This window comes from Undibacterium sp. GW821-FHT07F11 (assembly GCF_059418665.1).
The window spans coordinates 370179-396327 of record NZ_JBWKQH010000008.1; the positions used below are offsets into that span (position 1 = coordinate 370179).

Consider the following 26149-nt stretch of genomic DNA (forward strand, 5'->3'; position numbering starts at 1 on the left):
ACGGCCGCACCATGGTGCTCAAACTGACGCAAACTGGCCGGCCTCTGTCTGTATGCGGTGCTATCGGGCTACTATCAGTTGATTAGAACTCATTTCATAAATAGGATGAGTGCGAACAAGACGATTTGGCATGCAGTGCAAGGCGTGACACGCAGCTAAGGCGCCCGCCTTTGCAAGCGACGCAACGCTGCAATGCGCCCAAATCGTCAGTTCCCGGAGGGTTTGCCTCATAACGCATCTCACCCTATTTATGAAATGAGTTCTAGTGTATTCATGTAGAAACGGGCATTTGCGCCAAGAGTACATAACATAGTTTAATATGGCATATCTAGCTAACGCATCGTCCCCTATTGCTATCAATACCGTAAATGATAAACGCAAATCGCATTAACTACATAAACACCGCCTTCATCATTTTTTCTTGCGTCATTGCGTTCGTCATTCCTTTCGAATTATTTTTATTCTCTTACGGCGTACTGGGGCCATTGCATTACCTGACCGAAATAGGCTGGCTGCATAAAAAAAATTATTTCACCAAGGGCAAATACGATTTTATTTTCTTGATTGGTTTGTGCTTTGTTTTGCTTTTCTTCCCTGCCTTTTTACATCTATCTAAAGACAGCACTTTTGCCGCGGACGTAGTTGCGCTTGCTGTTTTTTTGTCGCTTGTTTTTGCGCTGATAGAAGACAAGATTTATAGGATTGTGCTTGTGGTGCTGGCCTTGCTGGCTGTGGGCCTGGTTAATAAATCTCCAGCTTATTTAATCTGGGTTGGTCTTTTTCTTCCTACCGTTATTCACGTCTTTATTTTTACCCTGGCGTTTATGTTGTTTGGTGCCTTGAAAGAAAAGTCGTTCTCGGGATATTTATCTATCGCGGTTTTGATCATCTGTGCAGCAAGTTTTTTTATTGTCCAGCCAGCGGGCTTGCAATATGCAGTGAGTGATTATGTTCACAAAAGTTATTTTCAATTTGAATTATTGAATTTTAGTTTGATCAATATTTTTCATCTCGACACGTTGCAAAAGACCAGCGAGATTTTCACCAGTAATGCGGGTTTTGTGATCATGCGGTTTATTGCTTTTGCCTACACCTATCATTACCTGAACTGGTTTTCAAAAACATCGGTCATCAAATGGCATAAGGTTCCCAGGCAGACCCTGGTTTTGACGATGGCGATCTGGCTGTTGTCGATGGCGCTGTATGCTTATGATTACAATCTGGGATTGCAGGTTTTATTCTTCCTGAGCCTTTTACATGTGCTTTTGGAATTGCCGCTTAATGTTGTGTCGTTTGCGGGAATAGGGAAGGCGCTGGCTGGCAGCAGGCGCACTATTGCTGGGGTCGTTGAGAGGTAAGCGATCAAGCACTTGCCGGGAGCGTGCCAGCCTTCTGTTTCCAAAGACTATTCCCTGTTAATGCACTGGTCAATCGCATCGCCTGATTTGAGGTCGCAAGTACCAGCTATGTGCTATATAGACGCTAAGGCTGTACAAATGCGAACAGCAACTCTTTGCGTGCCTGACGAAAGAGTTGCTGCCATACTTCTTAGCTGGGGTATAAGACAACATTGGACCTGCTGGCTAATTTGTATATTCTTCCTTCCCCAATGGGTAACTGTCTATGTTATTTTTTATGAAGATATTCAACTCCTCCAGCAATCCTGAACTGGCATTGCGGGTAACGAAATTGAAGCTCTCTTTGTCCGTACCAGCGATATCGTGGATATCTGCCAGTGCCAAGCTGCCTGCTCCGTATTTGTCGGCAAGGTAGCGGTTGCTGACATCACCTTCGGCAAAGGCGTCTATCTTTCGACCCATAAGGAGTTCGACAATGACAGCCTGAGCATCAGACTCGGAAGTAACATACTGATCGACATACTCGATCGTTTTGAGACAAAGAAGGTAACGCGCATGTGCATCGAGATCGGCGGTTGATCCTTTGGTGACAACTATTTTTTTGCCTGCCACGGTTTCATATTTGTCAAACGTCTCTTTGTCCTTGGCGCGCACCAGCAATGACCTTTGAACATGAAAGTAGGAATCACTCCATGATGCATAGTCACCTACAGGCCGATCCTTACGTTGTTGAATACCCGCAGCAGCGATATCGCAATCATCCTTACCAGGCAAAGTCCAAATGTCCTTGAATTCATGCTCTATCAATACTAAGTCCAACTTCAGGTTGTCGGCAAATTTTTTCAGGAAGAAGACGTCCAGACCTGTGAGCTTCTTATTCTCCACTTTATAGCAAACCGGGGCGAACCCACCGTAAGTGCAGACGGTTAATTTACCGGGAAACAGGGTTGTGACTGTCGTTGCGTCTTTCATTTCATTTCCTTTTATTTGGTGAATCGAAAGCCTGCTGTTGAACTCATCGTGCGGAATGATCGTGTTAGCTACTCCTGTGGTTTGGTGGCACTCTGCGATGTGTCATCCAGGCTTTCAACCTTCAACAATTCAGCAGTCGTCAAGATACCGATTTTAACGATGTTGTAGCCTTTCATGGCTTCGCAACGCAGTGAGCCCTGGGTGCAGAAACGGATATCACCAAGGTAGTTTTCGTCGGGGTAATAAAAGAACAGCATGTCACCTGCACTCTCTATGTTCATGGCGCGGTCCAACACTTCTTCAGGGAATTTGCCTTGTGTTACCTTGAGCAACCATTCGCGGAACCGGGGGATAGCGGCGGTGGAGATTTCTTTGGTGACTTTATTATGCGGGGCGTGAAAACCCAGGCGAGTACGCTCCAGGTGCTTGCTTACAAGCATTTGCCTTTCTGTACCAGCCATAAAGATGAGTGCACAGGCAGACATGCAATTGCCATTGACTGCGGTATTCATTTTGCCTTCTGTAATGAGTGCCGCAATGTCATAGGCGGCGCGCATATTGCCACCGGGGCTTTCGGTCACTACTACTGTTTTGACCGGTCCCTCTTCAAGTTTCTTGCGAAATAGCTGGCTGTCTTCTGGCACGACTTTGCCAAACAGTATCAGGGTCTGGTTGGACCTGAGCATGGTCATGGCAGTGGCATTACCAGAAAAAAGTATGGTGCACAGGGTGAGAAAAGCAAAAAGCTGTTTTAGAGTCGATGGCATGACGATAAGCGGCAATGTGGCTATAAAGAAAGAAATTTCAAGTCATGATGAAAAGCATGCATCCTTCGCAAACACTTGTTGTTCGAATGAGATCAGCTTTTCATGGTGAGGACATTAGACACTAAAAATTCATCATTTGACAATGTTTTTATTGAATCATCTTGTGCACGGAAGAGTCCGTCATTTTGTCCATAATGGGTAAAATAGTGACTGACTTCACATCAATCTCCAAAAAGACAAGCCATGCTCGTTCCGCCTGCAATTAAATCACCATCTGCGAAGCAAATACTGATTGCTTATGGAGTTGCGTTACTCGCCGTACTTGCGCTAGACGCTGTGTGGCTGGGCCTGTTGATGACGGATACCTATCGCTCTTATCTGGGTGACTTGATGCTGGAGCAGCCCAGGCTGACACCGGCTGCGCTGTTTTATCTCCTGTATTCATTGGGCTTAACGGTATTTGGCGTAGTGCCTGCCTTGCGTGCACGTAGCGGGCAGCAAGCGGCTTGCCTTTGTGCATTACTGGGTCTGGTGGCTTATGGGACATATGACCTCAGCAACCTGGCGACCCTGAAGGCATGGTCGCCTATGTTGACGGCGATTGATATTTGCTGGGGTGCGCTGCTGTCATGCGTCGCTGGTACGATGGCGTATTTTGGTGCTAGCCGCTTAGTGTAAGTGAAGGACGCATATGTCGTTTTTGACTTGTTAGAGTAAAACAGGTTTGTCCGGTATTTCGTTTTTGTTGTCACCACTTGCGGGATAATGCGTAATCAAATGCTGACCAACTGTCTGTATGCCTTTGATTGCACCCTCTTCATAGTGCCCCAGTTTGAAGGCTGTTTCCATCAAATGGCAAACCTGGTTCCAGACATCGATTCCGGTTTTGCGATAGATCCCTCTGTCAGCGATGATTTCTACCTCACGTTCTGCCAATAGCACATAGATCAGGACACCGTTATTGTCTTCAGTATCCCACACACCCAGTTGAGAAAAGACTTCAATGGCACGAGCCCGGGTGGTCTGGTCTGCAAAAAGCGCATGGCAATCCAATGCGCTTTCTACGACAAAACGAATTTCGCCCAGATGTGTTGCTTCGCTCTCTTTGATGGCGAGTTCTATGGCATGCAGACACTGCTCCGGGAAGGCACGTTTTAGTTGTGACTGGCTGCTCAGCAAGTGTTTTGCGATACGCTGGAAATTGAGTTTTTTCATATCACCACCGCCCCGATGCACCGCCACCGCCAAAGCTGCCTCCACCACCACTAAAACCCCCACCTCCACCGCTACCGCCAAAGCCACCGCGTCCCGAGCCACCATAATAGGCACCAATGCCGCGCGCACCCAGCACACCACTGAACAGGCTGAATACCAATGCGACGACAGCGGCCAATACTGCCATGGAGACAGCACCTATGACAAACCAGGCGATGACGCCGACGACACCACCAGTAATGATGGCACCTGGCAATCTACCAAATATGGCACGCAAGACACCACCAATAACCAGCGCCAGCACAAACAATATTGGCGCATATTGCTGGAAGCCACCGGCGTCAACTGTGCGCCCCCGTTCTTTCGTCGGCAAAGGCTCGCCATCAATCACGCGCATGATCTGGTCTGTACCTGCTTTGATGCCTGTATAGTAATCACCTTGCTTGAAGTAAGGTGTCATGGTCTCCGCAATGATGCGCTTGGCAGTGGCGTCATTGAGTGCACCTTCGAGGCCATAACCAACTTCTATGCGCATGCTGCGGTCATTTTTTGCAACCAGCAGGATGACGCCGTCATCCACTTTCTTGCGCCCCAGTTTCCATTGCTCTGCCACGCGCAAGGCGTACTGCTCTATGCTTTCTGGCGCGGTGGTAGGCACTATCAACACTGCAAGCTGGCTGCCCTTTTTGTTCTCAAAGTTTTGCAGGCTCTGTTCCAGTGCATTTTTTTGCTCAACACTGAGTGTGGCAGTCTGGTCTGTAACGCGGGTTTGTATGGGTGGTACGGCAATCTGTGCGTAAACAGCAAAGGCAAACAACAGCATGCACGCGAAGAATGCTGTCGCTGTTTTTTGCGGGATGTTCATTTTGCGCTGCCAGCGCTGTTAGCCGCAGGAGCAGCAAAATCCACTTTGGGTGGTTTGGCAATTTCTTTCTCATTCTCCACCGCGAAATTGAGTTTAACCTGGTAACCAAACATCATGGCTGTCAGATTGGACGGGAAGGAACGTACCAGCACATTGTATTCTTGCACTGCCTTGATATAGCGATTGCGCGCAACGGCAATGCGGTTTTCCGTACCTTCAAGCTGGGCTTGCAGGTCACGAAAATTAGCATCGGATTTGAGTTGTGGATAATTTTCAGTGACAACCAATAATCTGGACAAGGCACCGGACAATTCACCCTGTGCTGACTGGAACTTGGCAAAGGCTTCTGGATTGGTCAACAATTCAGGTGTGGCCTGTATGCTGCCAACTTTGGCGCGGGCATTGGTAACACCCAGCAATACATCTTTCTCTTGTGCCGCAAAGCCTTTGACGGTGTTCACCAGATTAGGCACAAGATCTGCGCGACGCTGATACTGGTTCAATACTTCAGACCAGCTAGACTTGATTTGTTCGTCGCCACTCTGGAAGCTGTTGTAGCCACAGCCAGAAAGCATCAGCATGGCCATCATTGACAATAACAACCCTAATTTGCGCATTTTGATTTCTCCACGATTAAACCTGCGCCATCAAGCGCATCAACAATACTTCTTGCATGTTGATGGTCATGGTGACATGCCACGATGATGATTTCGGTGCGCTGGCGCACAGTTTGCCAAATGATGCTGATTGGAGACTAAAACAAATCACACATCAAACTTTGATATTAATCAAAGTTTGATGATGCAAAAATCAAGTCATTATTTAGGTTTACGCGAAGACCAGTGCACATGGATGATGCGCCATTGTTCACCCTGCTTTTCGAGCAGGCTGGTTTCTGTACCGAAGATGTGAATGTCCTTACCTTTGTACTTCGCCCTGGTCTCGGTTTCTTGCCAGATCATGGCGACCTTGCCTTCTATGCGTTCGCTGCTTTTTAAAACTTTGCGGCTCGCGGTTTTGGCGAAGGCTATATCTTCTGACAAGTGATGGCCTGCGTATTCTGCCCTTGAGCGTTCCACATGACCAGATTCATAGATGATGACATCAGGTGCCAGCAAATCTGCTGCTTTTTCCTTGTCGCCTTTGGTCAGGGCAGCATGGAATGCATCGAGTGCATCTGTTGCGTCACTGGCGCAGGCAACAGAAGTGAAGATGCCTATTGAGAGCAGCAATGCGTATTTTTTCATTTGTACCTCTCCGGCTTGGTTGGGATTGGTCAGGCTGACCAGCCCTGGTTTGCCTGGTCTGATCAGCCTGGGTTTTGACTATTATTTTACGGTTTGAATATCGGTCACATAAATTGCGCCATTGGCTTTTTCTGCCCTGAACCTGACTTTGTCACCAATGACCAGCTTGTCGAGCATGGCAGCATCCTTGATTTTGAAAACCATGCTCATGCCGGGCATATCAAGATTCTTGATAGGGCCATGCTTGAGTGTAATCTTGTTGCTGCTTTTGTCGATTTTGATGACTTCCCCCTCAGAGGCATCAATGATGGCGCTTGCTGTCACACTGCTATCTGCACTGCCTGCTTTAATTTCTTGAGCATACGCGAGTTGCAAATTCATACCCAGCAGCATGACCGCTGCGAATATTTTGATCGATTTCATATAGAGCCTTGTCATCTTCATTAATGTTGATGTGAGGGAGCCTTGCTTGCAGCGGCTGCCCCTGACTTACTGACCAATACTTTGCCTTTCATGCCCGCATCGTAGTGCCCGGGTTGCAGGCAGGCGAAATCTATCTTGCCTGCCTTGCTGAATTGCCATAACACTTCACCACTCTGCCCTGCTGCCAGGGTGACCATATTGGGGTCGCTATGTTCCATTTCTGGATTTTTCTTCATCAACTCATAGTGTTGCCTGAGCTCTTTTTCTGTGCCCAGTACAAACTCGTGTGTGAGTTTGCCCGAATTATTGATGATGAAACGTATGGTTTCACCTTGCCGGGCCTGCAAACTGGCGGGTTTAAAGCGCATATTGTCATTCATATCTATAGTAACAATACGGCTTACTTCAGCGGCGTTGCCAGGCTTGCCTGTGGCGGCGTCATCGTGTTTGTGGCCACCTGAGTGTGTGCCGGATGCGATGGCGATGGAGGTACCTGATACCATCAGCATACTGGCAAGCACAGTACGGCTTGCTATTAGAATAGTGTTCATGAATTTTGTCCTTGTCCAATGATGGAAGCGTCACACTGCTGCAGATGATTAGACATCGCATGCGCGAACATAGTCCGCCAGCATGCAAGCCAGCAGCAATGACGGTTAAACCCCGAATAGTTCAGGGGTAAATACAATTACGGGATTCAGAACCTTGGGGGTTTATCAGGGCAATCGCCGATATGGCCGGCGTAGGATGAAAAAATCAGGTCGATTTTTTCTGAAGTGGGACGCAGTAATGCAACAGGCAGCAGTGTGCTCAGGATGGCAGCAGCAACACAACACTCGTCGCCAGAGGCATCATGATCAATTGTAGCTTTGTGGCCTGATTCATCTGTATGGTGTGCATGATGTGCATGCTGTTGACTGTCAGAAGTCTGCTGATATTGAGCTGCACAACATGCCCTGGACGCAGCCAAGGCTGCCTGCATAGGGACAGCCAGCATCAGCACACATAACAGAAATAGTCGGAACAGCTTTTTCATGCGGTGAATTATAACTGTTTTACTGCTTCGCGACTCTATCGCTGGCTGGTATGCATCCAGGTAAACGTATAAAAAAACCGCTGGGTTTGAACCGCAGCGGATTTATCAAGAATACCAGGCTGGTTGATCAATTATCACAGTGCAATTTCACAGTGAGTCAGTATCCCGCTCAGGCATGGGTTCTGACCTGATTACGCAGGGCTTTGATCAGGTCATGGTTGCGCAACACACCTTGATACTGGCGCTCTACAACCAGACGTACATGAGTAGGCAGGTCTTGTTCCAGGGCTTTGCGATAAGCTTTGACGGCGACATCCTCGCCGCGTTCGCATTCGTCGAGTACTGTTTCATCATCCTTGCCAGTGATGGCAGTGCGGATATTGGTCCATGCACGATGTAATGCGCCCGATACGCTGCTGCTGGTTTCTGGATCGCCACCTTGATTACGCACCAGTTCCTGCAGCTCGTTAGCAGCAAGAGCACATTCGCGCCCACGTTCAGCCAGCATGGCTTTGAGTTGCGGATGGCGGCCACTCGCATCTTCGGCGCAGACTTTAAATCCTTCTTCACCGTCTTTGCTGGTTTCTATCAGGTCGTTAAGGGTAGAAATGATGTCGTCGTTGTCCATGATGTTTCCTTTATTGGTAGTGAATAAGCCAGCGTTAATGCTGAATATGATTGCCCGCTATATGTGCAGGCAGAACAGCTTGCCGACAACTTGCCTGTCATCATGATTACTGGCATGACAGGAATTTCGTCAAGGAAATCGTCTCTCTTTGACATAAGCACATACTAAAACCCGGAGCGAAGTAGCAGTATCGGACGTGGGCTTGCTGGCATGTAGGAACTCAAGAGATCAGGATCTGGTTAACAACCTGATTGGGGCAGATGGTTCAAACAGGTGTAGAGCCAGACGTGGTACTGGTCGCAGGGCGAACTTCGGGCGGTCTACAACAATGCTCGGCACCTGTCAGACCCATTTCTTCCGGGCTCAAAAAAGCAGCGTCTGATCAGGGATAACAGCCCTGAAGCATCATGCTTGCAGAATACATATTTGCTGCCACAGCACTGCAACTTCACTCGGCGAAAATTCAGTTTTCCTACAGTGACTTACTTCTGATTTGCCCCTGTTTACTTCATCTATTCCTACAAAGGCTAGTGTCCATGTCCTATATGGAGGCATTAAGGCCGATGCTAGTATGCAATGCAAGTTGATAGCAATACAGCTACACGCTGGCGGAATAAGAATGGCCAAGGACTTGCAGCATAGATCAGGATTCACCATTTTCTGGAGAAATCGCAATGAATACATGTCTATTTAAAAGTGGGATTTTTTTTCTGCAGGGCGCATTGAGCGTGGGCATAGGTCACCTGCTGGGCAAGCAACAATTGCGTGCCAGCGGGTATCAAATGTTGACCAATGCCAGATGCCAGGTTGCCATCGGTGATGCACAGAAGGTGATCAGGCAATGCATCAAACGCCAGCAAAATAGCCTCACTTCGATTTCACGGTCCTGAGTGCCGATTATCTCTAAAGCATTGAGTTTGAAAATAATGAGTTTGAAGCAATTGAATACAACCTGGAGAAATATATGATAGCCGCTAAACATTTGTTCCTTGTCGCCGGTCTTGCCAGTTGGGCTTTGATGACTGCTTTTGGCAAAAAACGATATCACGAAAAACATGCTGCCAAGAAATTGCATAAAACCGAAATCAGTACCTGGGAAGGTGAAGGCGGTAATTTGCCGCCAAGAGCAAGCCGCCCTGTTGCAAACGATAGCGCGACACCTCAGTAAAACCTCACTAAACCTATGCCGACAATACCAGCCCACGACTTTTAAGCCAGGGCGCTGGATTTGATCAAAAACATAAGGAGTAATCATGCCTAGCAACCCAAGCAATGCTGCAGCCCCTGCGACTGAAGCAACCACAAATAATATTAATCACCCTTCCGTCCCCTTTCCTACCAGCGATAACCCGCCACCCCTGGTAGAGCAGGTTCAGGAAAAAACGGCAGAAGCAGTCAAACCAGTAGCAGAGAAACTGACTGTCATCAAAGAGCAGGCCACAAGCAAATTAAGCTCAGGCGTGAGCCAGGCCGTGACAAAGCTGGGTGAACATAGCGAAAAGCTCTATACATCACAGGTAAAACTACTGGATAGCTGCCGTGTTCAAGTCAGAAAACAGCCAATGACCATGCTGGGTATAGCGGTCGCGACCGTGGTGGCACTCGGCGTCTTATTCGGGCGTCAGACGCGCTAGCAGGCCCTGGTGCCAGGGCAAAGCTAGCTCAGGAGAGCCTTTGTCTGTTTTTGTAGCCTCCTCTTCCATCACTTTCATAGAGCAGCACGACTTGTCTTGCTGCTCTTATTGCGGAAAGAGGCACAATATTTCTCGACTGGTTTCCCCGGTTTTCGGTCAATTCCATGCCACACAATGCAGCAGACTGAACTTCGCTAAAACTATGTGCAAGAGGCTTGCGAGAAGGTTACGAGAAGGAGTTGCGACGATATTCACCCATATTCTGTTGAGGTGCTATGCTATAGGAACAAATAAGGGCATATTCTGGATGCTTGCCCGGGTAAGGAAAAGTATGGTGAGCATTTAAAAAACTCCCCAGGTTCTGGTTTAATGAATTTTTGTGATGCCATATAGAAACTAGTTGACGCAATTTTGTGCACTCGCAAATTTGAAGGAAGAAAATGATACGTATCGCAGTCTGTGACGACCATCAAATTGTACGGGCCGGCTTCAAGCAGATATTTTCAGAAGTCAGCGACTTCGAAGTCGTTGCAGAAGCGACGACTGGCCGTGAAGCCTTGGAGATCGCCAGGAAAGAGGCTTGTGATGTCATGTTGCTGGATATCAGTATGCCAGACCAAAGCGGTATTGACACTTTGCGTACCATCAAACAAGGGCAACCAGATTTACCCATTTTGATCTTGAGTGGCTACCCAGCCCAGCAATATGCTGTGAATCTCTTGAAAATGGGTGCGAATGGCTACCTGAACAAGGAATGTGATGCCGATGAGCTGATCAAGGCTGTCAGAACGGTGTCGACCGGGCGCCGTTATGTGAGCGCTGACGTGGGCGAAATCCTGGCACAGGGCTTTGACCATGATGCAGAAACTGCTTTGCACACTGAATTGTCTGATCGCGAATTTCAGGTATTTTTAAGACTGGCCAAAGGTGAATCTGTATCTGATATAGCAGTAACATTGTCACTCAGCGTAAAAACCATCAGCACCTATCGCACCCGTGTCATGGAAAAAATGAACTTGCAGTCAAATTGTGACCTGACGTATTACGCCATGAAAAATAATTTACTGGAATAGACAAGCATCGGCAAGTCAGACAGAAGAGGTACAACTGCGGGAAATAAAGCTGTTCTGTGTTGCGCAGTACAGCTTAATGAGCAAGCGCCTGGATGTGACCAACCAGATTATCCATTTCACGGGATTTATCAAAAAAACCTTCCGCTCCCAGTGACATGGTGCGTGTTTTCAAAGCATTGCTGGGGTTACTGGTAAATACCAGGCGTGAACCATATTGACGGCCATCACTCTTCAGGCCAGACAATACTGCCAGGCCACTGCCTTCACGCAAGCCTATGTCTACAATGGCGACATCCCATTCGATAGAACGCAATTGATACAAAGCCTCTTTTTCACTTTCTGCGAAACCGATGACTTCTATATTCTCCGTCTGCTGCAATACCTCGATCAGCACAGAACGAATTCTTTGCGCATCTTCGATTAAAAATACTTTCAATTTTTTCTTGTCGTCCATTATGTTCCAAACTCTTACGAACTGAAACTCGCTGTGCTCAAACCGCCGCCGCATGATGAGGCCTCAATAGAATTCATTTTAAGGAGACTCAGATTGATTAGCAATAAACTTTCGCGGAATTGCTTGTAGGAATAAACCTACCTTCTCAAGTTTCTGGGGCTAGAAAAAATTCTTCAAGATTTACGACACATAATTTATCAATTCAGGTATTGTTTTTCATAGGCTGCACGTGAAGAAAATCCCAGGTTTTAATGAGAACACAAATGGAAATCTGCATGTCTGATTTTATTTTTCTTCATCAATCACGTGATGCATTCAGGTGCTATTTGAGGAAATTTTCATGAAAAAAAACACATCGACTTCGATACCGCTCTACATTACTTTTTTATTTGTGACCTGTCTTTTCATTTTGATCGGCAATGCCTATTCTGCTTACCAGAATATGGAAAAACTCAAGATCAATAATGACTGGGTAGAGCATAACTGGAGCGTCAAAGACAAGCTCAAGAATATCAATCTGCTCATCATGGATTCTGAAAGCAGCTTGCGTGGCTATTTCATGTCCGGTAATGAAGTCTACTTGCGCCCCTGGGGTATTGCCAGGAACAAGCTGGAAAATGACTTCAAGGAACTGGAAAGACTATTGCAAAACAATCCGGAGCAGATCAAGAACCTGGCAGAGTTGCGCAGATTGTATAACAGCAAAACCAAAGTCTTTGAAGCTGCCATGTCAACTTACAGGGAATTTGGTCTGACAGGCATCGTCGAGATATCTAAAGTTGGTGATGGCCGGGATGTCATGGATGAAATCAGGCTGCTGGACATCATCATGGAAAAGGAAGAAAACGAGGTGCTGGCAGCCAGGCGCAAGACTTTTTACAAGGAATATAAGGACGCCCTCTTTTTTGGTACAGCAACCAATAGCATTGCCTTACTGGTCTTGATACTGTTTTATCGCCTGATCTACCGCAGTTTTTATAAGCAACGTGGCATAGAAAATGCCTTGAAGATCGCCAATGATAATCTGGAAAGCACAGTATTAAAACGCACTGAGCAATTGTCGGTCCTGTCGCACCATTTATTGAATGTTTCAGAAAAAGAGAAGGCCAAACTCGCGCGCGAATTGCACGATGAAATGGGTTCAAATCTGACAGCGATCAGCATGGATATCTCAGTCGTCACGGAAAAACTCAAGGACAAAGAACCTGAACTCGCCAAGCAATTGCAAAGAACCAAGCGCGCCCTGCTTGACACTGTGGATTTGAAGCGGCGCATCATAGAAGATTTGCGCCCCAGCATGCTGGACAATCTGGGCTTGTCTGCATCTATCCAGCACTACTGTGAAGAGGCTACAGCAATTGCCGGTTTATCTTATGTGACCGATATTACTGAAGATTTCGATACCATAGATCCGGCCTGGTCGATAGCCTTGTTTCGCATTACCCAGGAATCACTGAACAACGTCATCAAGTATGCGCAAGCCACGGAAGTCAAGATCAGCCTGAAACGTACCGACAAGGGCTTGTGGCTGCAGGTACTCGACAATGGCATAGGCATACAGAAAGAGGCCTTTGCCAAACCAAAATCGCATGGCATATTGGGAATGCGTGAACGTGCCTTGTTATTGGGTGGCAGTTTTTCGGTGAAGCCAGGCGAGAAAAATCGCGGCACTGTCGTCGAGGCGTTTATTCCTTTCAAAGAATAAAAAAACCCCGGTGCTCTCACAACGGGGTTTTGAATGTCCTGATAAGGCTGGCCGGCCTACCTGATGACGACTCTCAAATGCACTCTAACGTGCCATAGCGGTTGAGAGAATTTGTTCAAACTCTTGTTTGGATACGCGATAACATTCGCCGGCATGCATTTCCAGACCTTCGCGATCCAGCATGGTGATATTGCCGCGTTTGTACTGTATCAAACCTTCATTTTGCAATTTTCCAGCTGCTTCGGTAACGCTTTCACGGCGTACACCCAACATATTGGCGATCATTTCCTGGGTCACTTTTATTTCATTGCAATGCAGGCGATCCAGCCTGTCGAGTAACCAGCGTGACAATTGCTGGTCTATGGAATAGTGACGCCCACACACAGAATTTTGCGCCATCTGTGCGAACAGAGCCTGGGTGTAACGCATCAGTATTTGCTGCAGTTTCCCGCCTTTGGCATAAGCTTCCTTCAATACCGAAGCCTTGAGCTTATACGCATCGCCTGCGCATTGCACCATGGCTGTGCCCAAAGCACGTTCACCCATTACTGCAGAAATGCCGAGCATGCCTTCGTGCCCAGTCACACCGATTTCAGTCACATCGCCATCAGCCAGCACATACAGCAGGGCTACTACTGCGGTGGTAGGAAAATAGACATGGGACAGCTTGGCGCCGTATTCATAGAGTTCTTTGTCAAATGGCAGATGTACCAGTTCCAGGTGTGGCAGGAGAAATGCAAGTTCATCTTCAGGCAGAGCAGCAAGGATATCGTTTTGTATGGCTTCATCCAGCAAACCCATATCTGTCGCGCTGACAGCCGGAGCATAATCAACTGAATATCTGCGATGCAGTGTTCCACCAGAAATCAGCGACGGATGCGCGGTCATAGAAACCTGTGTTTGAGTGATATTCATTTTTTTCCTCTTTTCAAAGACATCCAATGTCGTTTGGTCCCTGCGATAATCGTCAGGTGCAAACCTTATTTTCCTGATATTGACATCACCTGCTTTTACTAGCGCTACTGATGTCCGTCAAACTGATTACACTTTAGTTTGTTCTTCTTAAAACAGGCATCAGAGAGTCTGGCAGCCGCTTGTACGCTGAACGCGCTGCACAATGTGGGACTAGTCCTACAAGAGGGATGTCCTGTTGCATGTATATTCGCTTGTATTAAGAATAAGGTGCGTTATCGCACCGACTGATGAAGTCATAAAATTTATGATCGCCCTCATCACTAACAGTGGAGAATGATCATGAATATGGGCAAGCAAACTCTCATTGTCGTAACCCTTGCTGCATCTGCGATGCTGACTGCATGCGGCAGCAGCTCACCATCCACCACAGCGGGCTACCCTGCCTCGCAGGTAGCCTACAGCAGCTATGGTGTGATTGAATCAATACAGGTAGTACAGGTCAACAGTGAAAATAAAGGGCCCGGTGCCGGTGCTGTCGTTGGCGGCATTGTCGGTGGTATCCTGGGTAATCAGGTAGGTGGTGGTCTGGGCAATGCAGCAGCCACAGCAGCGGGTGTAGTAGGCGGCGCTATCGTCGGTAACAACATAGAAAAAAATAATCGCAACCAGCAGTTACGTGAGGCATACCAAATCAGTGTGCGCCTGGATAATGGCGTTTATCAAACCATCGTGCAGGATAATATTGTCGATCTGCGAGTCGGTGCACAAGTCTACGTAAAAAACAATCACGTTTATCGCAATTAAAATTATCGCAGTCAAAACTATGATATGCAGTTCGGTAAAAAAATCATTCCCGCAATTGGGAATGATTTTTTTTACCGAACTGCCCGTCACTTTTCATTCGTCTCACTCAGTCACTCAATAACTCAGCAACGGTCTGCATGCCGTCTATATGTTCGGACACTACTTTCACGATCACAATAATCGGCACGCCCAGCAATAGACCCCATGCCCCCCATAACCAGCCCCAGAACAAGAGTGAGATAAAGACGGCTGCTGTGTTCATCTGTGTAATGCGACCTGTCATCCAGGTTGTGACTACGGTACCAACCAGTGTTGCAATTACGATTGAGATACCCGCTACCAGTAAAGCCATGGAGATAGTACCGAACTGTACATAGGCAATCAGGCAGACTGCCAGAGCCATTAAAATCGAACCGAAGTAAGGGATGATATGCAGCAGGCCGCTGGTTACTGCCCAGGCCCCAGCGTTATCCAGCCCTATCAAATGAAATGCAATCCAGGTCAGCAAAGCCAGCAGGCCGTTGGTGATCAATAACATGAACATATATTGCTGTACCGATGTATTAATCTTGCTGAGAATTTGCACGGTAATGCGCTTCTGCGTCAGCGACGGACCGGTAATCTTGACCAGTTTTCGTTTAAATTTATCGCCTGACAAGAGCAAGAAGAAAATAAGAAACAGCATCATGACTGTCTGCCCCAGCAAATCCATGATACCCAGAGATCCTGCCAGCAGTAGTTCACGCAATTTCAGCACAGGTGTTTCATTGACCACTGCCTTCTTCATATTCAGTTGGGTACCTGTCGTTGCCTGGTTGGTTGCCTTTTCTATTTCCGTAGCTGCAGTCTGCATCTTTTGCATCATACTGGCCTGGCCAATTTTCAGCTTGCTCATTTCATTGGAAAACTTACGGGTCGCTACCGGTAACTGGTCAAGAATTGCATCAAATTCCGTATGCAAGGAATTGACTTGCGTACCTATGATAGTGAGCATACTGATCATCACCACGGTAACAGCAAGCAGACGCGGCATACGCACACGCTGCAATGCGTCGACCAAGGGGGATAAGGTATAGGCAATAAAAATGCCAAAGATCAGGGGAATGAAAAAGCGCTGCGCAGCACGTAAAGCGAAAATAAGAGCAACGGTTGCCAGTATCGTCAAGGCGAGGCCACGGGCGTTGACATGAATGCCGGGAAACAGTTGGGATGAATTATCAATCAGCGCAGCCGTTTTGACATCGGGCAGCACAGTATCGGCTGTATTGGCGGCTAAGCTGTCATCACTGCAGCCCCTGCCAGAAGGGGTATTTGGTAGAGGTACATCCATCGCTTTTGTCCACTTGTCTGAATTATTTTAATTATGTAATAAGCGATTTGCGTGCTGCAGCCGACAAAATTTTCGGGCGTTGGCACCATTGTTCCTGGTACACCAGCCCGAAAATGTCAGTCACTTAATGCTTATGACTGTCCTTGAATGCTTCCTTGACGTTGCCCAGGGCTTTTTGCATGCTGCCTTCAACTTGCTTTGCAGCTCCCTTGACTTGCTGTTCCTTACTACCGACCAGCTTGCCTGCTTCTTGCTGGACTTTACCTGCCACTTTTTTTGCTGCGCCTTTGACTTGATCTGAATTCATCATGAAGCTCCTGTATAAAAAATGAAGTCTACAAAAAATTGGGTACTTGCATCAGACTGGAAGCACTGCAAATCAGATTGCAATTGGTTTATTAACGAACGCCTGATAAAAGTAACTTGAGTTTAAGGTGAGGGAAAAACTATTTCAGTGCGTTAGCGAACACAAATAAAAAAACTCCACAATCAGTAAGATTCCTGTTTGCGGAGCAGATGGCAATCACGTCTGGCTGTCACGTGATCGCCGGCAAGCGAATAATTTGGAGGACGCTGGTAAATTGATGGCATCCTGCTATTCACCGACTCCGGTACTTATTTAGGCTAATAAGTAAGACAATAAGCACGACTCAAGCGAAACGCGAGTGCTTCGCAAATTTGCACAGCACTCGCGTCATCCATACGTCTATTTCACGCGTATATCGTTTTTAACCGATTTCACGCCTTTCACTCCAGACGTCACACTGACAGCCTTGCTGGCAGATGCAGGATCAGCAACGAAGCCGCTTAACTGCACTATGCCTTTGAAAGTTTCGACATTAATTTCACTTGCTTTCAAAGTCGGCTCATTGACGATAGCAGCTTTTACTTTAGTGGTAATGAGGGTGTCATCAATATATTCACCAGTGCTTTCTTGCTTGCTGGTTGAAGCACAGCCGAGCATGGTGACCATCATTGTTGCCAGGAAAATGCCCATGATTTTTTTAATTAAGTTATTCATTTTTTATACTCCTAGTGTAAATTTTTAATATCTATGTTTCAGAAGGAAGGTAATACCTTAGGGGACTGCTTTTAAAACTGCACTACAAACCTGATGTGTACAACGGGCTGGCATTTAGCTGACAGGAACACCATGGAACCAGCCCAAAATTTGATCAATATTATTTATACTGTTTTTTCGCAGCAGCAATACAGTTCTCTTTGGACGGACCAGACATGGCATCGCACTTCTCAATTGCAACTTTGTAGTTGGCATCAAGTGCTGTCGAGAGAGCATCCACTTTGGCATCAAAAATCTTCTTACCTGCCTTGGCATCAGCAATCGCTATTTTTTGAGTGCCCTTGGCTTCTTTCTTGCAGACGTCCTTATCATTGCCGGATTTATCGTCACATTTTTCAATAGCCAGTGCGTACTCTGCATCGGCAACATCCGTTGCTGCTTTGACGTGATTTTTGGGAGTGTTTTCATAGTTCACCAAAGCTTCTGCCTTGACACGGGTACGTGCGACTTTAGCTTCTTCTACGCAAATGTCTTTTGCATTGTCTTTCAATGCATCACACTTTGCCTTGGCCACCTTGAAGTCTGCTTCGGCACGTTCTTCCGTCGCCTTGAAGTTTGCTTTTGCTACGTCAGCGGCGGCAAAACTGGAACTTGCAGTAAAGCCTGCAGCAGAAATCATTAAGACAGAAATTATTTTTTTCATGATATTTCCTTTATTTAAAAAGAACTGATTAGCCTGATTAATTTTTTGAACCACTAATGCAGAGGCATGGACTGTATCGTAGCAGCGCCCCAGGTAGCCAGATATAGGACACGGGACCGCCGATTTGTAGGACTAGAAGAAATAAGCCGGAACATCTGCTTGAACCCTGCTGGCAGTTCCTCACTGAACTATTTGATGTCGATCATGTCAATACTCTTTCTGAATGGAAAAGAAACTCAATCATGAGCTACCCTTGCAAACACCCATTTAAAATAGCGTAAATCGAATAATGCTTAGAAAACTATTCTCCAAACCAGCCCCACTCACAATCGTGGAGAGTCAACAAGAAGCACAAGCCATGCATGTCGGCGCAAATCCAATTAAAAAATTTGGTGATTGGACCTACAGTGAGCACACTACGACTGAAGACATTTTTCATTGCTTTCGCCTGATTCTAGGGCGCTCGCCTAATCCTGAAGAATGGCCAGGTCATGGCGCTCAGGCTGGCAAATCCCTTGATGCTGTCGTTGCTTCCTATTTGAACTCGCTGGAGTTTACCCAAAGACAGGAAAAGTTGACCGTTAAGCGTGACGTTAGCAGGATCCAACAAGTCAATGTTGGCGGCCTGCCCATGTTTGTCGACCCAGAAGACCTGGACCTGGGATTACCACTGATACATGGTGAATATGAGCCACATGTGACAAAAGTCTTCAAGGAACATGTTCAGGCTAGCATGGGTGTGCTCGACATCGGCGCTAATATTGGTTACTACAGTATGATTGCCGCATCTCTAGTAGGCGACACAGGCATGGTCTATGCGGTTGAGCCGAATACCAATAATGTCAAATTCATAGAGCTCAGCAAGAGAGAAAATGATTTCAAGAATATCAAAATCATCAATAGCGCGGCTGGTGAAGATTTCGACATACTGAGCCTGAATAGTTCGTACAGCAACGGCACGACAGCCCATTTGTCATCAAATCAGCAGACGTTGATGAAGAGCACAGTTGTAGCCTGCATGCCGCTGGACAATCTTATTCCGGCGGACCGAAAAATTGATCTCATCAAGATTGATATTGAGGGCTTTGAATATCGCGCCTTGCTGGGAGCCAAGCGCCTACTATCAAACTGGCATCCCATTATCATTAGCGAATTCAGCCCTGATTTCATGCCACTCACTGGTGGCAATGATGGTCCAACCTATTTGCGTTTTTTATTTGACCTCGGTTATACAGTTGCCGTCATCCAAAAAAATGGTGAATTGTTTGAAGTCGGCAACGATGTCGATAAAGTGATGTGTTTCTATAAGGACGTTGGTGAAGACCATATCGACCTTTTGTTTAAACACACTACAGCTGCATAGGTCAGGAGCCAGAGGCATGGGAGAAATCACTGACCAGCGTTTAACAGAATGCTGCTATTTCTCTCAAAATAGGATACTGCTGCATCATGGAATACATACAGTATCTGGTCAGGTGCATACTCGTTGAGCAAAATCTGTTTGAATCTGGCTTGCTCTTTATCACTGAGTCGATTGATGCTATTCAAAGAGATATGCCAGACTTCGCTATAGTATTCTGAAAAAAAGCCTGCAATTCCTTGGCCGAATGAGTCTGAGATCACGAGTAATTTTGGACCTTTTCTGTTGCTATGGCGATAGCGTGAGACATCACCAATTTTTCCCGCCGTGTCGGCAAACTCAGGAAAACAGGCAACGCCAAGGCAGGCAGTAATGCCAGCCTTGGCATAATCAGGATCATGAGTAGGCACAGTCAATGCCACGCCCGGCAAGAATTGCTGTATGTCGGATGCGACGTCATGCAGATTGCTTGTCAGTGTCGTTAATTTTTTGCGATGCAGGTAATTTTCTGCAACCAGTTGCGCCACCGGCTCAGGTCCATTACCTGTCCAGTGAAAAGTATTTTTTGGAAATACGGTTATGCTTTTCTTGAGTGCCTGCATTTCTGTCAGCGGATAAATAATTTTATCTTCTAGTCCTGGCAAAGACTTGAGTGTGGCTACGACGTCAGGCAAGCTGGGGGTATATTGCGCACATTGCTGTTGCAACCAGTCTGGCAATTTATCTGCATAAACGACCGGTTTGGTCGGCACCAGCAACAGATAACTTTCCGGCTTAAGCTGTACCGCCATGTGCATGAAGTCAGATGCAGTCCTGACTATCTCTGCCCGGTCTTTCTCTGCGACGTTTTTCCCGCACAAAAAATGTATCATGGCCAAGGGAGTATTGGCCGCGTGCGAGTTGAAGAAGATATAACCATCTTTACCAGCCGTCAGTTGTACGGCATTGATGTCGCCAAGCAAGTAATAACGCAATTTATTATTCCATGCCACCAGATTATTTCTGAAGCCGAAGTGGTCATTAAGATAGGCATCAACCAGCGCAGGGAATTTCAAGGTTTCTGCGAATGTTTTAGGCAATTCCGGCTTGCTGGCGAGTGCGCGGTTTTCTATACTGGGACCTTGTAATTTTCCACTTAATTGGACAAGGGCTGGCATCAGCAAGATGCCAAAGAAAGCGATAATAAAAGTGATGCGCCCGTAGATAATGCGTCCGTTTAGGCGCTTTTTCATGGCCGCCTGCAAATTTGATGTGCCGGAATCGCTCATAGTCATGATCCAGCCTCAGAAACGGAAATAAATAAATGGATTGTAAGCCCCCGTCGCCAAACTGACAGCCGACAAAATAAAGAGCATCAGACTGATAGCAGGTGCAAAGATACGAGTTGCTGCACGTGGCTTATTCAGTACCTGCAGCAAGGGAGTGGATACCAGTATGCCTGCTATCAAGGCCGTGATGACCGTGCCACTCATAAAGCTCATGACGGGAGCCATGGCATTATCTGCAGGCATGCCTCCGGCCATGGCAGCCAGATAATGCAAAGCTTGGGCAAAGCTGTCGCATCGGAAAAATACCCAACCTGTCATCACGATCAGGATAGTATAGATATGCCTGAATGGCCTTGGCAAACTCGCCATGGCTTTTTGCAGACCGATACGCTCCAGTACCAAAAAAGTGCCGTGATACAGCCCCCAGACCACAAAGGTCCAGTTCGCGCCATGCCAGAGGCCACACAGGAAAAACACGATGAACAGGTTACGGTAAGTGACCAGGCTGGTGCCCCGGTTGCCACCCAGGGGTATGTAAAGGTAATCACGAAACCAGCGCGACAGACTCAGATGCCAGCGTTGCCAGAATTCTGTAATCGACTGCGCGACATAGGGGTAATTGAAATTGCGCGGAAAACTAAAACCAGTGACCAGGCCCAATCCTATCGCCATATTTGAATAACCAAAGAAATCAAAATAGATTTGCAGGGTATAGCAAGTGATACCCAGCCAGGCACTGGCAATACCTAATGCTTCTGGTGCCAATGAGAATATCTGGTCGGCTGGCAGAGCGACGCTATTGGCAATCAACACTTTTTGCGCCAGGCCAAGAATGAAAATTTTGATACCCAGCTCCACTCTGCGCAAGGTATGTTGACGCTGGTGCAATTGCCTGGCAATGGTAGAGAAGCGAATAATCGGCCCGGCAATCAATTGCGGGAACATGGTGATATACATGGCAAGGGCAAACAGATTCTTTTCATGCGCGGTCTTTTTACGATACACATCCACCAGATAAGAGATCGCATGAAAGGAAAAGAAAGAGATACCCAAGGGCAGTGTGACCGCCTCCACCTCAGGCATATTGATACCCGCCCTGCCAAGCACGGCAATCGCACTACCCAATGCAAAATTGAAGTATTTAAAATAGGCCAGCAATAAGAGATTGAAGCCTATACCTGCCATAAAAACGGTTTTGCCTGTGCCACCTTTCTCTTGCGCCTTCCCCATGCCCAATCCACACAGATAATTAAGCAAGATAGAAATCAACAGCAAAGGCAGGTTTTTCGGCTCACCCCAGGCATAAAATATAAGACTGGCGACCAGCAACACTATATTACGCATGTGGCTAAACGGCAGCGCAAAATACAAAACGAGAAAGGCAGGTAAAAAATAAAATAAAAAGGTAACCGTACTAAAAACCATGTCTTGTGCTTTCTCTTGTACGTTCGCTTGTATGGCCGCTTGTATGTTTTTATCACAGCGCCTGCATGTATGAAGCAATGGCGTCAGTAAAATGGATGTTTGGTGCGGGATTTTAATGCCACGGGCTGCAAAAAAGAAGCAGAACCTTGGTTTTCTCATGCGAGCAGGCATTTTACTGCGCTAAATTGAGGAAAATGAAATAGCGATTGCGGCTTGAGCTGGTATTCGCACTACGTTTTTTTAATTTGCAAGGATTTGCAGGGTTTACAATGGCGTCCATGACTACGGAAACCTTCTTTCAGACTCCTCCAGTTACCTCGGCCCAAGCCTGGTTTGGTAAATCTTTTAAGGATTTGCACCCACTATTGCAGCAAATACATATACACGGCGGCACCTTGCAAGGTGAAATAGATATCAAACTGGGCAAGGGTCTGGCTGGCGTACTGGGCCGCAAGCTGGCAAAAAAGCTGGGTGTGCCAACCAGACACGCCCGGTCCGGCTACAAAGTCAGTATCAGTCATGCAGCAGGCAAATTAATCTGGGCCAGAGAATTCTTAGCGCCAGATGGTGTGGCACAAGAACTGATCACCGTGTTTGCACCACATGGCAACTATCCGCATGGTCATTGGCAAGAAAGTACGGGGCTCATGCAGTTCCGTCTCACGGTAGACATTCTGGAAGGTGGTGGCTGGAACTGGCTCGTCCTCGGCGCCAGTCTGCATGGCATACCTTTACCGGTGCGGCTATTCCCTCAATCACAAGCCTATAAATGCATAGAAGACGGACGTTACCGTTTTTATGTGGGCTTTGTCATGCCTGGCCTGGGTTTGTTGCTCAGCTATTCAGGCGTGCTGGATTTAAAACCTGTAATAGAACACGGAACCAAGCCTTGAACTAAGCCTGCAATGGCTTCTGCATCGCCAATAAATAACCCACACCCATAAAACCATGCAGGCGGAAGCGCTGGGTCAGCGGGTTGTAACCAAGGCCATGCTTGTCCTGCAATTTCAGGCCACTTGCGTTTGCCATTGCGAGTAATTCTGCCGGTTTGATAAAGCGTTTATATTGATGCGTGCCTTGCGGCAGGATACGCATGATGTATTCCACCGCCACAATAGCCAGTGCATAACTCAAGGGATTGCGGTTGATCGTTGAGAAAAATACCCAACCACCAGGTTTGACCATATCTGCACATGCTTGAATGACGGCTGCCGGAGATGGCACATGCTCCAGCATTTCCATACAGGTAATGACATCGTAGTGCCCGGTATGTTGCTCAGCCCAGGTTTCTGCACTGCTTTTAGCATAGTGCACATCCACATCCTGAGCTTGCGCATGCCATTGCGCGATTTGCAAGGGCTTGTCGGCAAGGTCTATGCCCGTCACTTTTGCTCCCTTGCGCGCTATTGATTCAGCCAGGATGCCGCCGCCACAACCTACGTCCAGGACTTGTTTATCAGCAAGCTGAGCCAGGCTGTCTATCCATTCCAGCCTGTGTGGATTAATCCTGTGCAGGGGTTTGAATTCTGAACTCTCATCCCACCAACGGCTCGCCAGGCTATTGAAGCGTGCCAGTTCAGCCGGATCTGCGTTGTTTTCCATAGTGTGAATAGTACTCATGGCATTCTCTATTGATTGATGGTGTATGAATTGGCTTACCAGTGACCGCGCCTGCGGTTCCAGCGGTACAGGTGTCTGGCGATGAAGTTATACAATGGCCGGGTCAGAAAATTCAGGCGTAATGTCAGCCAGGCCAGCCAGCGTCGGCCACTGGTTTGTGCCCACAAGGCAGCCAGTGCCTGCTCACCTACCAGCAGCTCGCCATTGGCATTGCGCACATGCAGGCGTTCACGTACAGTTTCCAGCTCGCTATTGATTGCTTTCACTGCGTCAGGTTCAGCATGCACGTCAATCCAGTTGATATTGCATGCCTGCATACGCCCACGCTGGTCACGTATGCCCGCATCACATACCGGACAGGCGCTGTTGTAATAGACCGTAGTAGTACCTTTTTCAGATTCCATGATATTTGATTACCCGTCAGCACTCTTGAAACAAGCTCATCAACATAAGCTGATGAACATAGGTTGATGAAACAAGCATATACCTTATTTAGCTAAATGTCTAATTATCTAATTAACTTCACGATCGGACGACAAAATGCTATGATGAATTATCACCATTGATTTACTCGCTATGGAAAAAGTATTTGAAGCCCTGGCATCGACGCCACGCCGGAAAATTTTGGCTTATTTATCGGAGACAGAATTGTCTGCCGGTGAAATTGCTGCGCGTTTTGAGATGACCAAGCCTTCCTTATCCAAGCATTTGCGCATACTGGAATCGGCGGGGCTGATTGCCAGCGACAAACGCGGGCAATTTGTTTTCTATCGTCTGCAGGGTGACAATCTGGCAAACACCCTGGCTTCGTTCATGCAGGCTGTATGCCCGGTATCCAAAGCCCTGAAAAAAGAAAGCAAGGCTTTGGCGGCGAAAAAATCCGTCGAAAACCGATAAAACTCTAATCAATCAACTCAGACAATTTTTCGTCTTGCGTTTGCGCAGATGCCGGCGCTTTGACTTTTGCCAGCAAGGCATGATTAGGTATCGGAGTGTTTTTGCCTACAAATAGCTTCTTGATCAGGTACGCCATACGGTTTTTTTGGAAGTCGTAATAACCGCCTATTATGCGTTCCACTGCAGCAAGCTGATGTTCCAACTCCAATTTAACCATAGGTGAAACCCAGTCTGTACGCCAGGTAATAGTTGCGCCACTATCCAGGTCAAGATAACCAAGAACCGGGTTGTTGTCAGAGATTTCGCAAGCCAGTGCGTGGCTGAAATCTTCTGCATAAAATTTTTTTAAAGTACCCAGTCCAAAATCGATCAGGTATTGTTCATCGACTATGCACACTGCATGCCCTTCTTTTTGCTGCTCGTGAACAAAGCCCTTGTAGCCTATATAAAAAATACCGTTATTTTGTTTGATTTCAGCATAGCATCCTTGAACCCTGGCTGTATAACCCTTTTCTGTCAGTATTTGCGCGAGCATGGCGGACATCGCAAAACAGCAACTGCCATATTGTTTGAAAAAATCCAGAATTTCAAAATCATCTGCGACCTGCCTCAGGTCGTGAGCAAGTTTGCGGTCTTTTACTACCTGTAGAAATGCGGTGTTCATTGTTACGAATCAAGATAGTGGGTGAAGATCCTGCACCATCAAAGAATATATTTACAAAGAGCAATAATATAAAATTCGCAATGATTTGTACGTGATAAATAGTAAATACTTGTAAGCAGATGTTTCGATATCGAAGACAGCCCTTCAGCAATCAGGCTAGCAGAGATCGGCAAGAAAACAAGAGCAAGGTTTGACGTAAAAACATAGCTTCCAGCGCAGTGCAGCTGCGCTGGAAAAGCACTGAATCCCGCTTAACGCGGAGTTTCAACCAGCATGCTGGTCATACGTCGGACCAAGGGTAAGACAAGCAGCAGTGTGGGGAAGGCAAACACCCAGGACAAGGCCCAGGAACCCATCCAGATTTGCAGAAAATGATCCACCAATCCAACACTGCGCAATGTACTGATCAGCGAGACGATAAAGGTCATCAGTATCGATAAAAGGAAGGGCATGACCAATCCTGCATAACGTGCCGGCAATTTACGCATTTGCTAACCAGGGGAAGAGTTTTTTTGAGTTTTCACGAAAATTTCATAAACCGACCAGACTAACGCCTGTTCTTTACGTATATATCCAGACATGAACCCTGCCCCGGCGAGACAGGCGCATAGACCGACATAAGCGCTTACGACAACTCTCATAGGAAGTCTGTTCGCCCAGTGTAATTGGCAATAAAACAAAAGTAAACAAGAGGGCAATAAAAAGTCAGGCTTGCCTTGACAGAGCTGTTGCGTGTAATTTGACGGCTTTTCTGTCGCACCAAGA

At 47.0% G+C, this 26149-nt stretch carries 32 protein-coding genes; 11 read left to right on the forward strand and 21 right to left on the reverse strand.

The window, feature by feature from the left end:
• Nucleotides 1–368: 368 nt before the first annotated feature.
• The gene (locus AC07OI_RS21170; protein ID WP_495258622.1) at nucleotides 369–1358 is read left to right on the forward strand and encodes a hypothetical protein; all 990 of its coding nucleotides are present in this window, start codon (nucleotides 369–371) and stop codon (nucleotides 1356–1358) included.
• A 225-nt stretch (nucleotides 1359–1583) separates the two neighbouring features.
• On the opposite strand, the gene AC07OI_RS21175 is transcribed toward AC07OI_RS21170, so the two are convergent.
• A complete protein-coding gene (locus tag AC07OI_RS21175; RefSeq protein ID WP_495258623.1) occupies nucleotides 1584–2330 on the reverse strand; it encodes a substrate-binding periplasmic protein in 747 nt (248 codons plus the stop codon).
• Between the two features lie 68 nt (nucleotides 2331–2398).
• Complete coding sequence (locus AC07OI_RS21180; RefSeq protein ID WP_495258624.1) at nucleotides 2399–3097, reverse strand: hypothetical protein; 699 nt, start codon at nucleotides 3095–3097, stop codon at nucleotides 2399–2401.
• Between the two features lie 243 nt (nucleotides 3098–3340).
• Here AC07OI_RS21180 and AC07OI_RS21185 point away from each other — a divergent pair, with 243 nt between their 5' ends.
• Nucleotides 3341–3775, forward strand: a complete 435-nt coding sequence (locus AC07OI_RS21185) for a DUF2177 family protein (RefSeq protein WP_495258625.1) — start codon at nucleotides 3341–3343, stop codon at nucleotides 3773–3775.
• Between the two features lie 30 nt (nucleotides 3776–3805).
• Here the strand turns inward: AC07OI_RS21185 and AC07OI_RS21190 are convergent, their stop codons facing one another.
• From AC07OI_RS21190 to AC07OI_RS21220, 7 genes are all read right to left on the reverse strand, one after another.
• The gene (locus tag AC07OI_RS21190) at nucleotides 3806–4312 is read right to left on the reverse strand and encodes a TPM domain-containing protein (RefSeq protein ID WP_492706356.1); all 507 of its coding nucleotides are present in this window, start codon (nucleotides 4310–4312) and stop codon (nucleotides 3806–3808) included.
• A gap of 1 nt (nucleotide 4313) precedes the next feature.
• Nucleotides 4314–5177: a TPM domain-containing protein gene (locus AC07OI_RS21195; RefSeq protein WP_495258626.1), complete on the reverse strand. Its 864-nt coding sequence runs from the start codon at nucleotides 5175–5177 to the stop codon at nucleotides 4314–4316.
• The gene (locus tag AC07OI_RS21200) at nucleotides 5174–5794 is read right to left on the reverse strand and encodes a LemA family protein (RefSeq protein ID WP_495258627.1); all 621 of its coding nucleotides are present in this window, start codon (nucleotides 5792–5794) and stop codon (nucleotides 5174–5176) included. Before AC07OI_RS21200 ends, AC07OI_RS21195 begins: the two co-directional genes overlap by 4 nt.
• A gap of 201 nt (nucleotides 5795–5995) precedes the next feature.
• Nucleotides 5996–6424 carry a YybH family protein gene (locus tag AC07OI_RS21205; RefSeq protein WP_495258628.1) on the reverse strand — a complete coding sequence of 143 codons (429 nt, stop codon included), beginning with the start codon at nucleotides 6422–6424 and terminating at the stop codon, nucleotides 5996–5998.
• 81 nt (nucleotides 6425–6505) lie between these two features.
• Complete coding sequence (locus tag AC07OI_RS21210; RefSeq protein ID WP_492706348.1) at nucleotides 6506–6847, reverse strand: copper-binding protein; 342 nt, start codon at nucleotides 6845–6847, stop codon at nucleotides 6506–6508.
• A gap of 20 nt (nucleotides 6848–6867) precedes the next feature.
• Nucleotides 6868–7398 carry a cupredoxin domain-containing protein gene (locus tag AC07OI_RS21215; RefSeq protein ID WP_492706346.1) on the reverse strand — a complete coding sequence of 177 codons (531 nt, stop codon included), beginning with the start codon at nucleotides 7396–7398 and terminating at the stop codon, nucleotides 6868–6870.
• 654 nt (nucleotides 7399–8052) lie between these two features.
• Nucleotides 8053–8511 (reverse strand): PA2169 family four-helix-bundle protein, encoded by a 459-nt coding sequence (locus AC07OI_RS21220; RefSeq protein WP_492706344.1) that lies wholly within the window; start codon nucleotides 8509–8511, stop codon nucleotides 8053–8055.
• Nucleotides 8512–9185: 674 nt separating this feature from the next.
• Here AC07OI_RS21220 and AC07OI_RS21225 point away from each other — a divergent pair.
• From AC07OI_RS21225 to AC07OI_RS21240, 4 genes are all read left to right on the forward strand, one after another.
• On the forward strand, nucleotides 9186–9401 hold the full coding sequence (locus AC07OI_RS21225) for a hypothetical protein (protein ID WP_492706343.1): 216 nt from the start codon (nucleotides 9186–9188) through the stop codon (nucleotides 9399–9401).
• Between the two features lie 74 nt (nucleotides 9402–9475).
• Nucleotides 9476–9679: a hypothetical protein gene (locus AC07OI_RS21230; protein WP_492706341.1), complete on the forward strand. Its 204-nt coding sequence runs from the start codon at nucleotides 9476–9478 to the stop codon at nucleotides 9677–9679.
• A gap of 85 nt (nucleotides 9680–9764) precedes the next feature.
• Entirely contained in the window at nucleotides 9765–10145 is a 381-nt protein-coding gene (locus tag AC07OI_RS21235; RefSeq protein ID WP_495258629.1) for a hypothetical protein, read from the forward strand.
• A 440-nt stretch (nucleotides 10146–10585) separates the two neighbouring features.
• On the forward strand, nucleotides 10586–11218 hold the full coding sequence (locus tag AC07OI_RS21240) for a response regulator (RefSeq protein WP_492706338.1): 633 nt from the start codon (nucleotides 10586–10588) through the stop codon (nucleotides 11216–11218).
• A gap of 73 nt (nucleotides 11219–11291) precedes the next feature.
• Here AC07OI_RS21240 and AC07OI_RS21245 read toward each other — a convergent pair whose 3' ends face one another.
• Nucleotides 11292–11672 carry a response regulator gene (locus AC07OI_RS21245; protein ID WP_492706336.1) on the reverse strand — a complete coding sequence of 127 codons (381 nt, stop codon included), beginning with the start codon at nucleotides 11670–11672 and terminating at the stop codon, nucleotides 11292–11294.
• Between the two features lie 340 nt (nucleotides 11673–12012).
• Here AC07OI_RS21245 and AC07OI_RS21250 point away from each other — a divergent pair, with 340 nt between their 5' ends.
• Nucleotides 12013–13377, forward strand: coding sequence for a sensor histidine kinase (locus tag AC07OI_RS21250; protein ID WP_492706334.1), 1365 nt, complete (start codon nucleotides 12013–12015; stop codon nucleotides 13375–13377).
• An 84-nt stretch (nucleotides 13378–13461) separates the two neighbouring features.
• Here AC07OI_RS21250 and AC07OI_RS21255 read toward each other — a convergent pair whose 3' ends face one another.
• The gene (locus AC07OI_RS21255) at nucleotides 13462–14178 is read right to left on the reverse strand and encodes a Crp/Fnr family transcriptional regulator (protein ID WP_492706825.1); all 717 of its coding nucleotides are present in this window, start codon (nucleotides 14176–14178) and stop codon (nucleotides 13462–13464) included.
• Nucleotides 14179–14631: 453 nt separating this feature from the next.
• On the opposite strand from AC07OI_RS21255, the gene AC07OI_RS21260 reads away from it, so the two are divergent.
• A complete protein-coding gene (locus tag AC07OI_RS21260; protein WP_495258630.1) occupies nucleotides 14632–15096 on the forward strand; it encodes a glycine zipper 2TM domain-containing protein in 465 nt (154 codons plus the stop codon).
• A 106-nt stretch (nucleotides 15097–15202) separates the two neighbouring features.
• Here the strand turns inward: AC07OI_RS21260 and AC07OI_RS21265 are convergent, their stop codons facing one another.
• The 4 genes from AC07OI_RS21265 to AC07OI_RS21280 all read right to left on the reverse strand — a co-directional run bounded on the left by AC07OI_RS21265 (nucleotide 15203) and on the right by AC07OI_RS21280 (nucleotide 18204).
• Nucleotides 15203–16426 (reverse strand): AI-2E family transporter, encoded by a 1224-nt coding sequence (locus AC07OI_RS21265; RefSeq protein ID WP_495258631.1) that lies wholly within the window; start codon nucleotides 16424–16426, stop codon nucleotides 15203–15205.
• Nucleotides 16427–16550: 124 nt separating this feature from the next.
• Nucleotides 16551–16733 (reverse strand): CsbD family protein, encoded by a 183-nt coding sequence (locus AC07OI_RS21270; protein WP_492706823.1) that lies wholly within the window; start codon nucleotides 16731–16733, stop codon nucleotides 16551–16553.
• 399 nt (nucleotides 16734–17132) lie between these two features.
• Nucleotides 17133–17447 (reverse strand): BON domain-containing protein, encoded by a 315-nt coding sequence (locus AC07OI_RS21275; RefSeq protein WP_492706328.1) that lies wholly within the window; start codon nucleotides 17445–17447, stop codon nucleotides 17133–17135.
• A 160-nt stretch (nucleotides 17448–17607) separates the two neighbouring features.
• On the reverse strand, nucleotides 17608–18204 hold the full coding sequence (locus AC07OI_RS21280) for a hypothetical protein (RefSeq protein ID WP_492706326.1): 597 nt from the start codon (nucleotides 18202–18204) through the stop codon (nucleotides 17608–17610).
• 235 nt (nucleotides 18205–18439) lie between these two features.
• On the opposite strand from AC07OI_RS21280, the gene AC07OI_RS21285 reads away from it, so the two are divergent.
• On the forward strand, nucleotides 18440–19513 hold the full coding sequence (locus tag AC07OI_RS21285) for an FkbM family methyltransferase (protein ID WP_495258632.1): 1074 nt from the start codon (nucleotides 18440–18442) through the stop codon (nucleotides 19511–19513).
• Between the two features lie 26 nt (nucleotides 19514–19539).
• On the opposite strand, the gene AC07OI_RS21290 is transcribed toward AC07OI_RS21285, so the two are convergent.
• Together AC07OI_RS21290 and AC07OI_RS21295 are read right to left on the reverse strand one after the other, a co-directional pair.
• Nucleotides 19540–20742: an alginate O-acetyltransferase AlgX-related protein gene (locus AC07OI_RS21290; protein ID WP_492706322.1), complete on the reverse strand. Its 1203-nt coding sequence runs from the start codon at nucleotides 20740–20742 to the stop codon at nucleotides 19540–19542.
• Nucleotides 20743–20793: 51 nt separating this feature from the next.
• Nucleotides 20794–22122: an MBOAT family O-acyltransferase gene (locus AC07OI_RS21295; protein ID WP_492706320.1), complete on the reverse strand. Its 1329-nt coding sequence runs from the start codon at nucleotides 22120–22122 to the stop codon at nucleotides 20794–20796.
• 359 nt (nucleotides 22123–22481) lie between these two features.
• Between AC07OI_RS21295 and AC07OI_RS21300 the strand changes: the two genes are divergently transcribed.
• Nucleotides 22482–23096 carry a DUF4166 domain-containing protein gene (locus AC07OI_RS21300; RefSeq protein ID WP_492706318.1) on the forward strand — a complete coding sequence of 205 codons (615 nt, stop codon included), beginning with the start codon at nucleotides 22482–22484 and terminating at the stop codon, nucleotides 23094–23096.
• Nucleotide 23097: 1 nt separating this feature from the next.
• On the opposite strand, the gene ubiG is transcribed toward AC07OI_RS21300, so the two are convergent.
• Both ubiG and AC07OI_RS21310 read right to left on the reverse strand, forming a co-directional pair.
• A complete protein-coding gene (ubiG, locus tag AC07OI_RS21305; protein WP_492706316.1) occupies nucleotides 23098–23823 on the reverse strand; it encodes a bifunctional 2-polyprenyl-6-hydroxyphenol methylase/3-demethylubiquinol 3-O-methyltransferase UbiG in 726 nt (241 codons plus the stop codon).
• Nucleotides 23824–23858: 35 nt separating this feature from the next.
• Entirely contained in the window at nucleotides 23859–24227 is a 369-nt protein-coding gene (locus AC07OI_RS21310) for a thiol-disulfide oxidoreductase DCC family protein (protein ID WP_492706314.1), read from the reverse strand.
• Between the two features lie 172 nt (nucleotides 24228–24399).
• On the opposite strand from AC07OI_RS21310, the gene AC07OI_RS21315 reads away from it, so the two are divergent.
• On the forward strand, nucleotides 24400–24720 hold the full coding sequence (locus AC07OI_RS21315; protein ID WP_492706312.1) for a metalloregulator ArsR/SmtB family transcription factor: 321 nt from the start codon (nucleotides 24400–24402) through the stop codon (nucleotides 24718–24720).
• A 4-nt stretch (nucleotides 24721–24724) separates the two neighbouring features.
• Here AC07OI_RS21315 and AC07OI_RS21320 read toward each other — a convergent pair whose 3' ends face one another.
• Together AC07OI_RS21320 and AC07OI_RS21325 are read right to left on the reverse strand one after the other, a co-directional pair.
• On the reverse strand, nucleotides 24725–25384 hold the full coding sequence (locus AC07OI_RS21320) for a hypothetical protein (protein ID WP_492706310.1): 660 nt from the start codon (nucleotides 25382–25384) through the stop codon (nucleotides 24725–24727).
• 251 nt (nucleotides 25385–25635) lie between these two features.
• Nucleotides 25636–25872 carry a DUF2798 domain-containing protein gene (locus AC07OI_RS21325; RefSeq protein ID WP_492706308.1) on the reverse strand — a complete coding sequence of 79 codons (237 nt, stop codon included), beginning with the start codon at nucleotides 25870–25872 and terminating at the stop codon, nucleotides 25636–25638.
• Nucleotides 25873–26149: the final 277 nt, after the last annotated feature.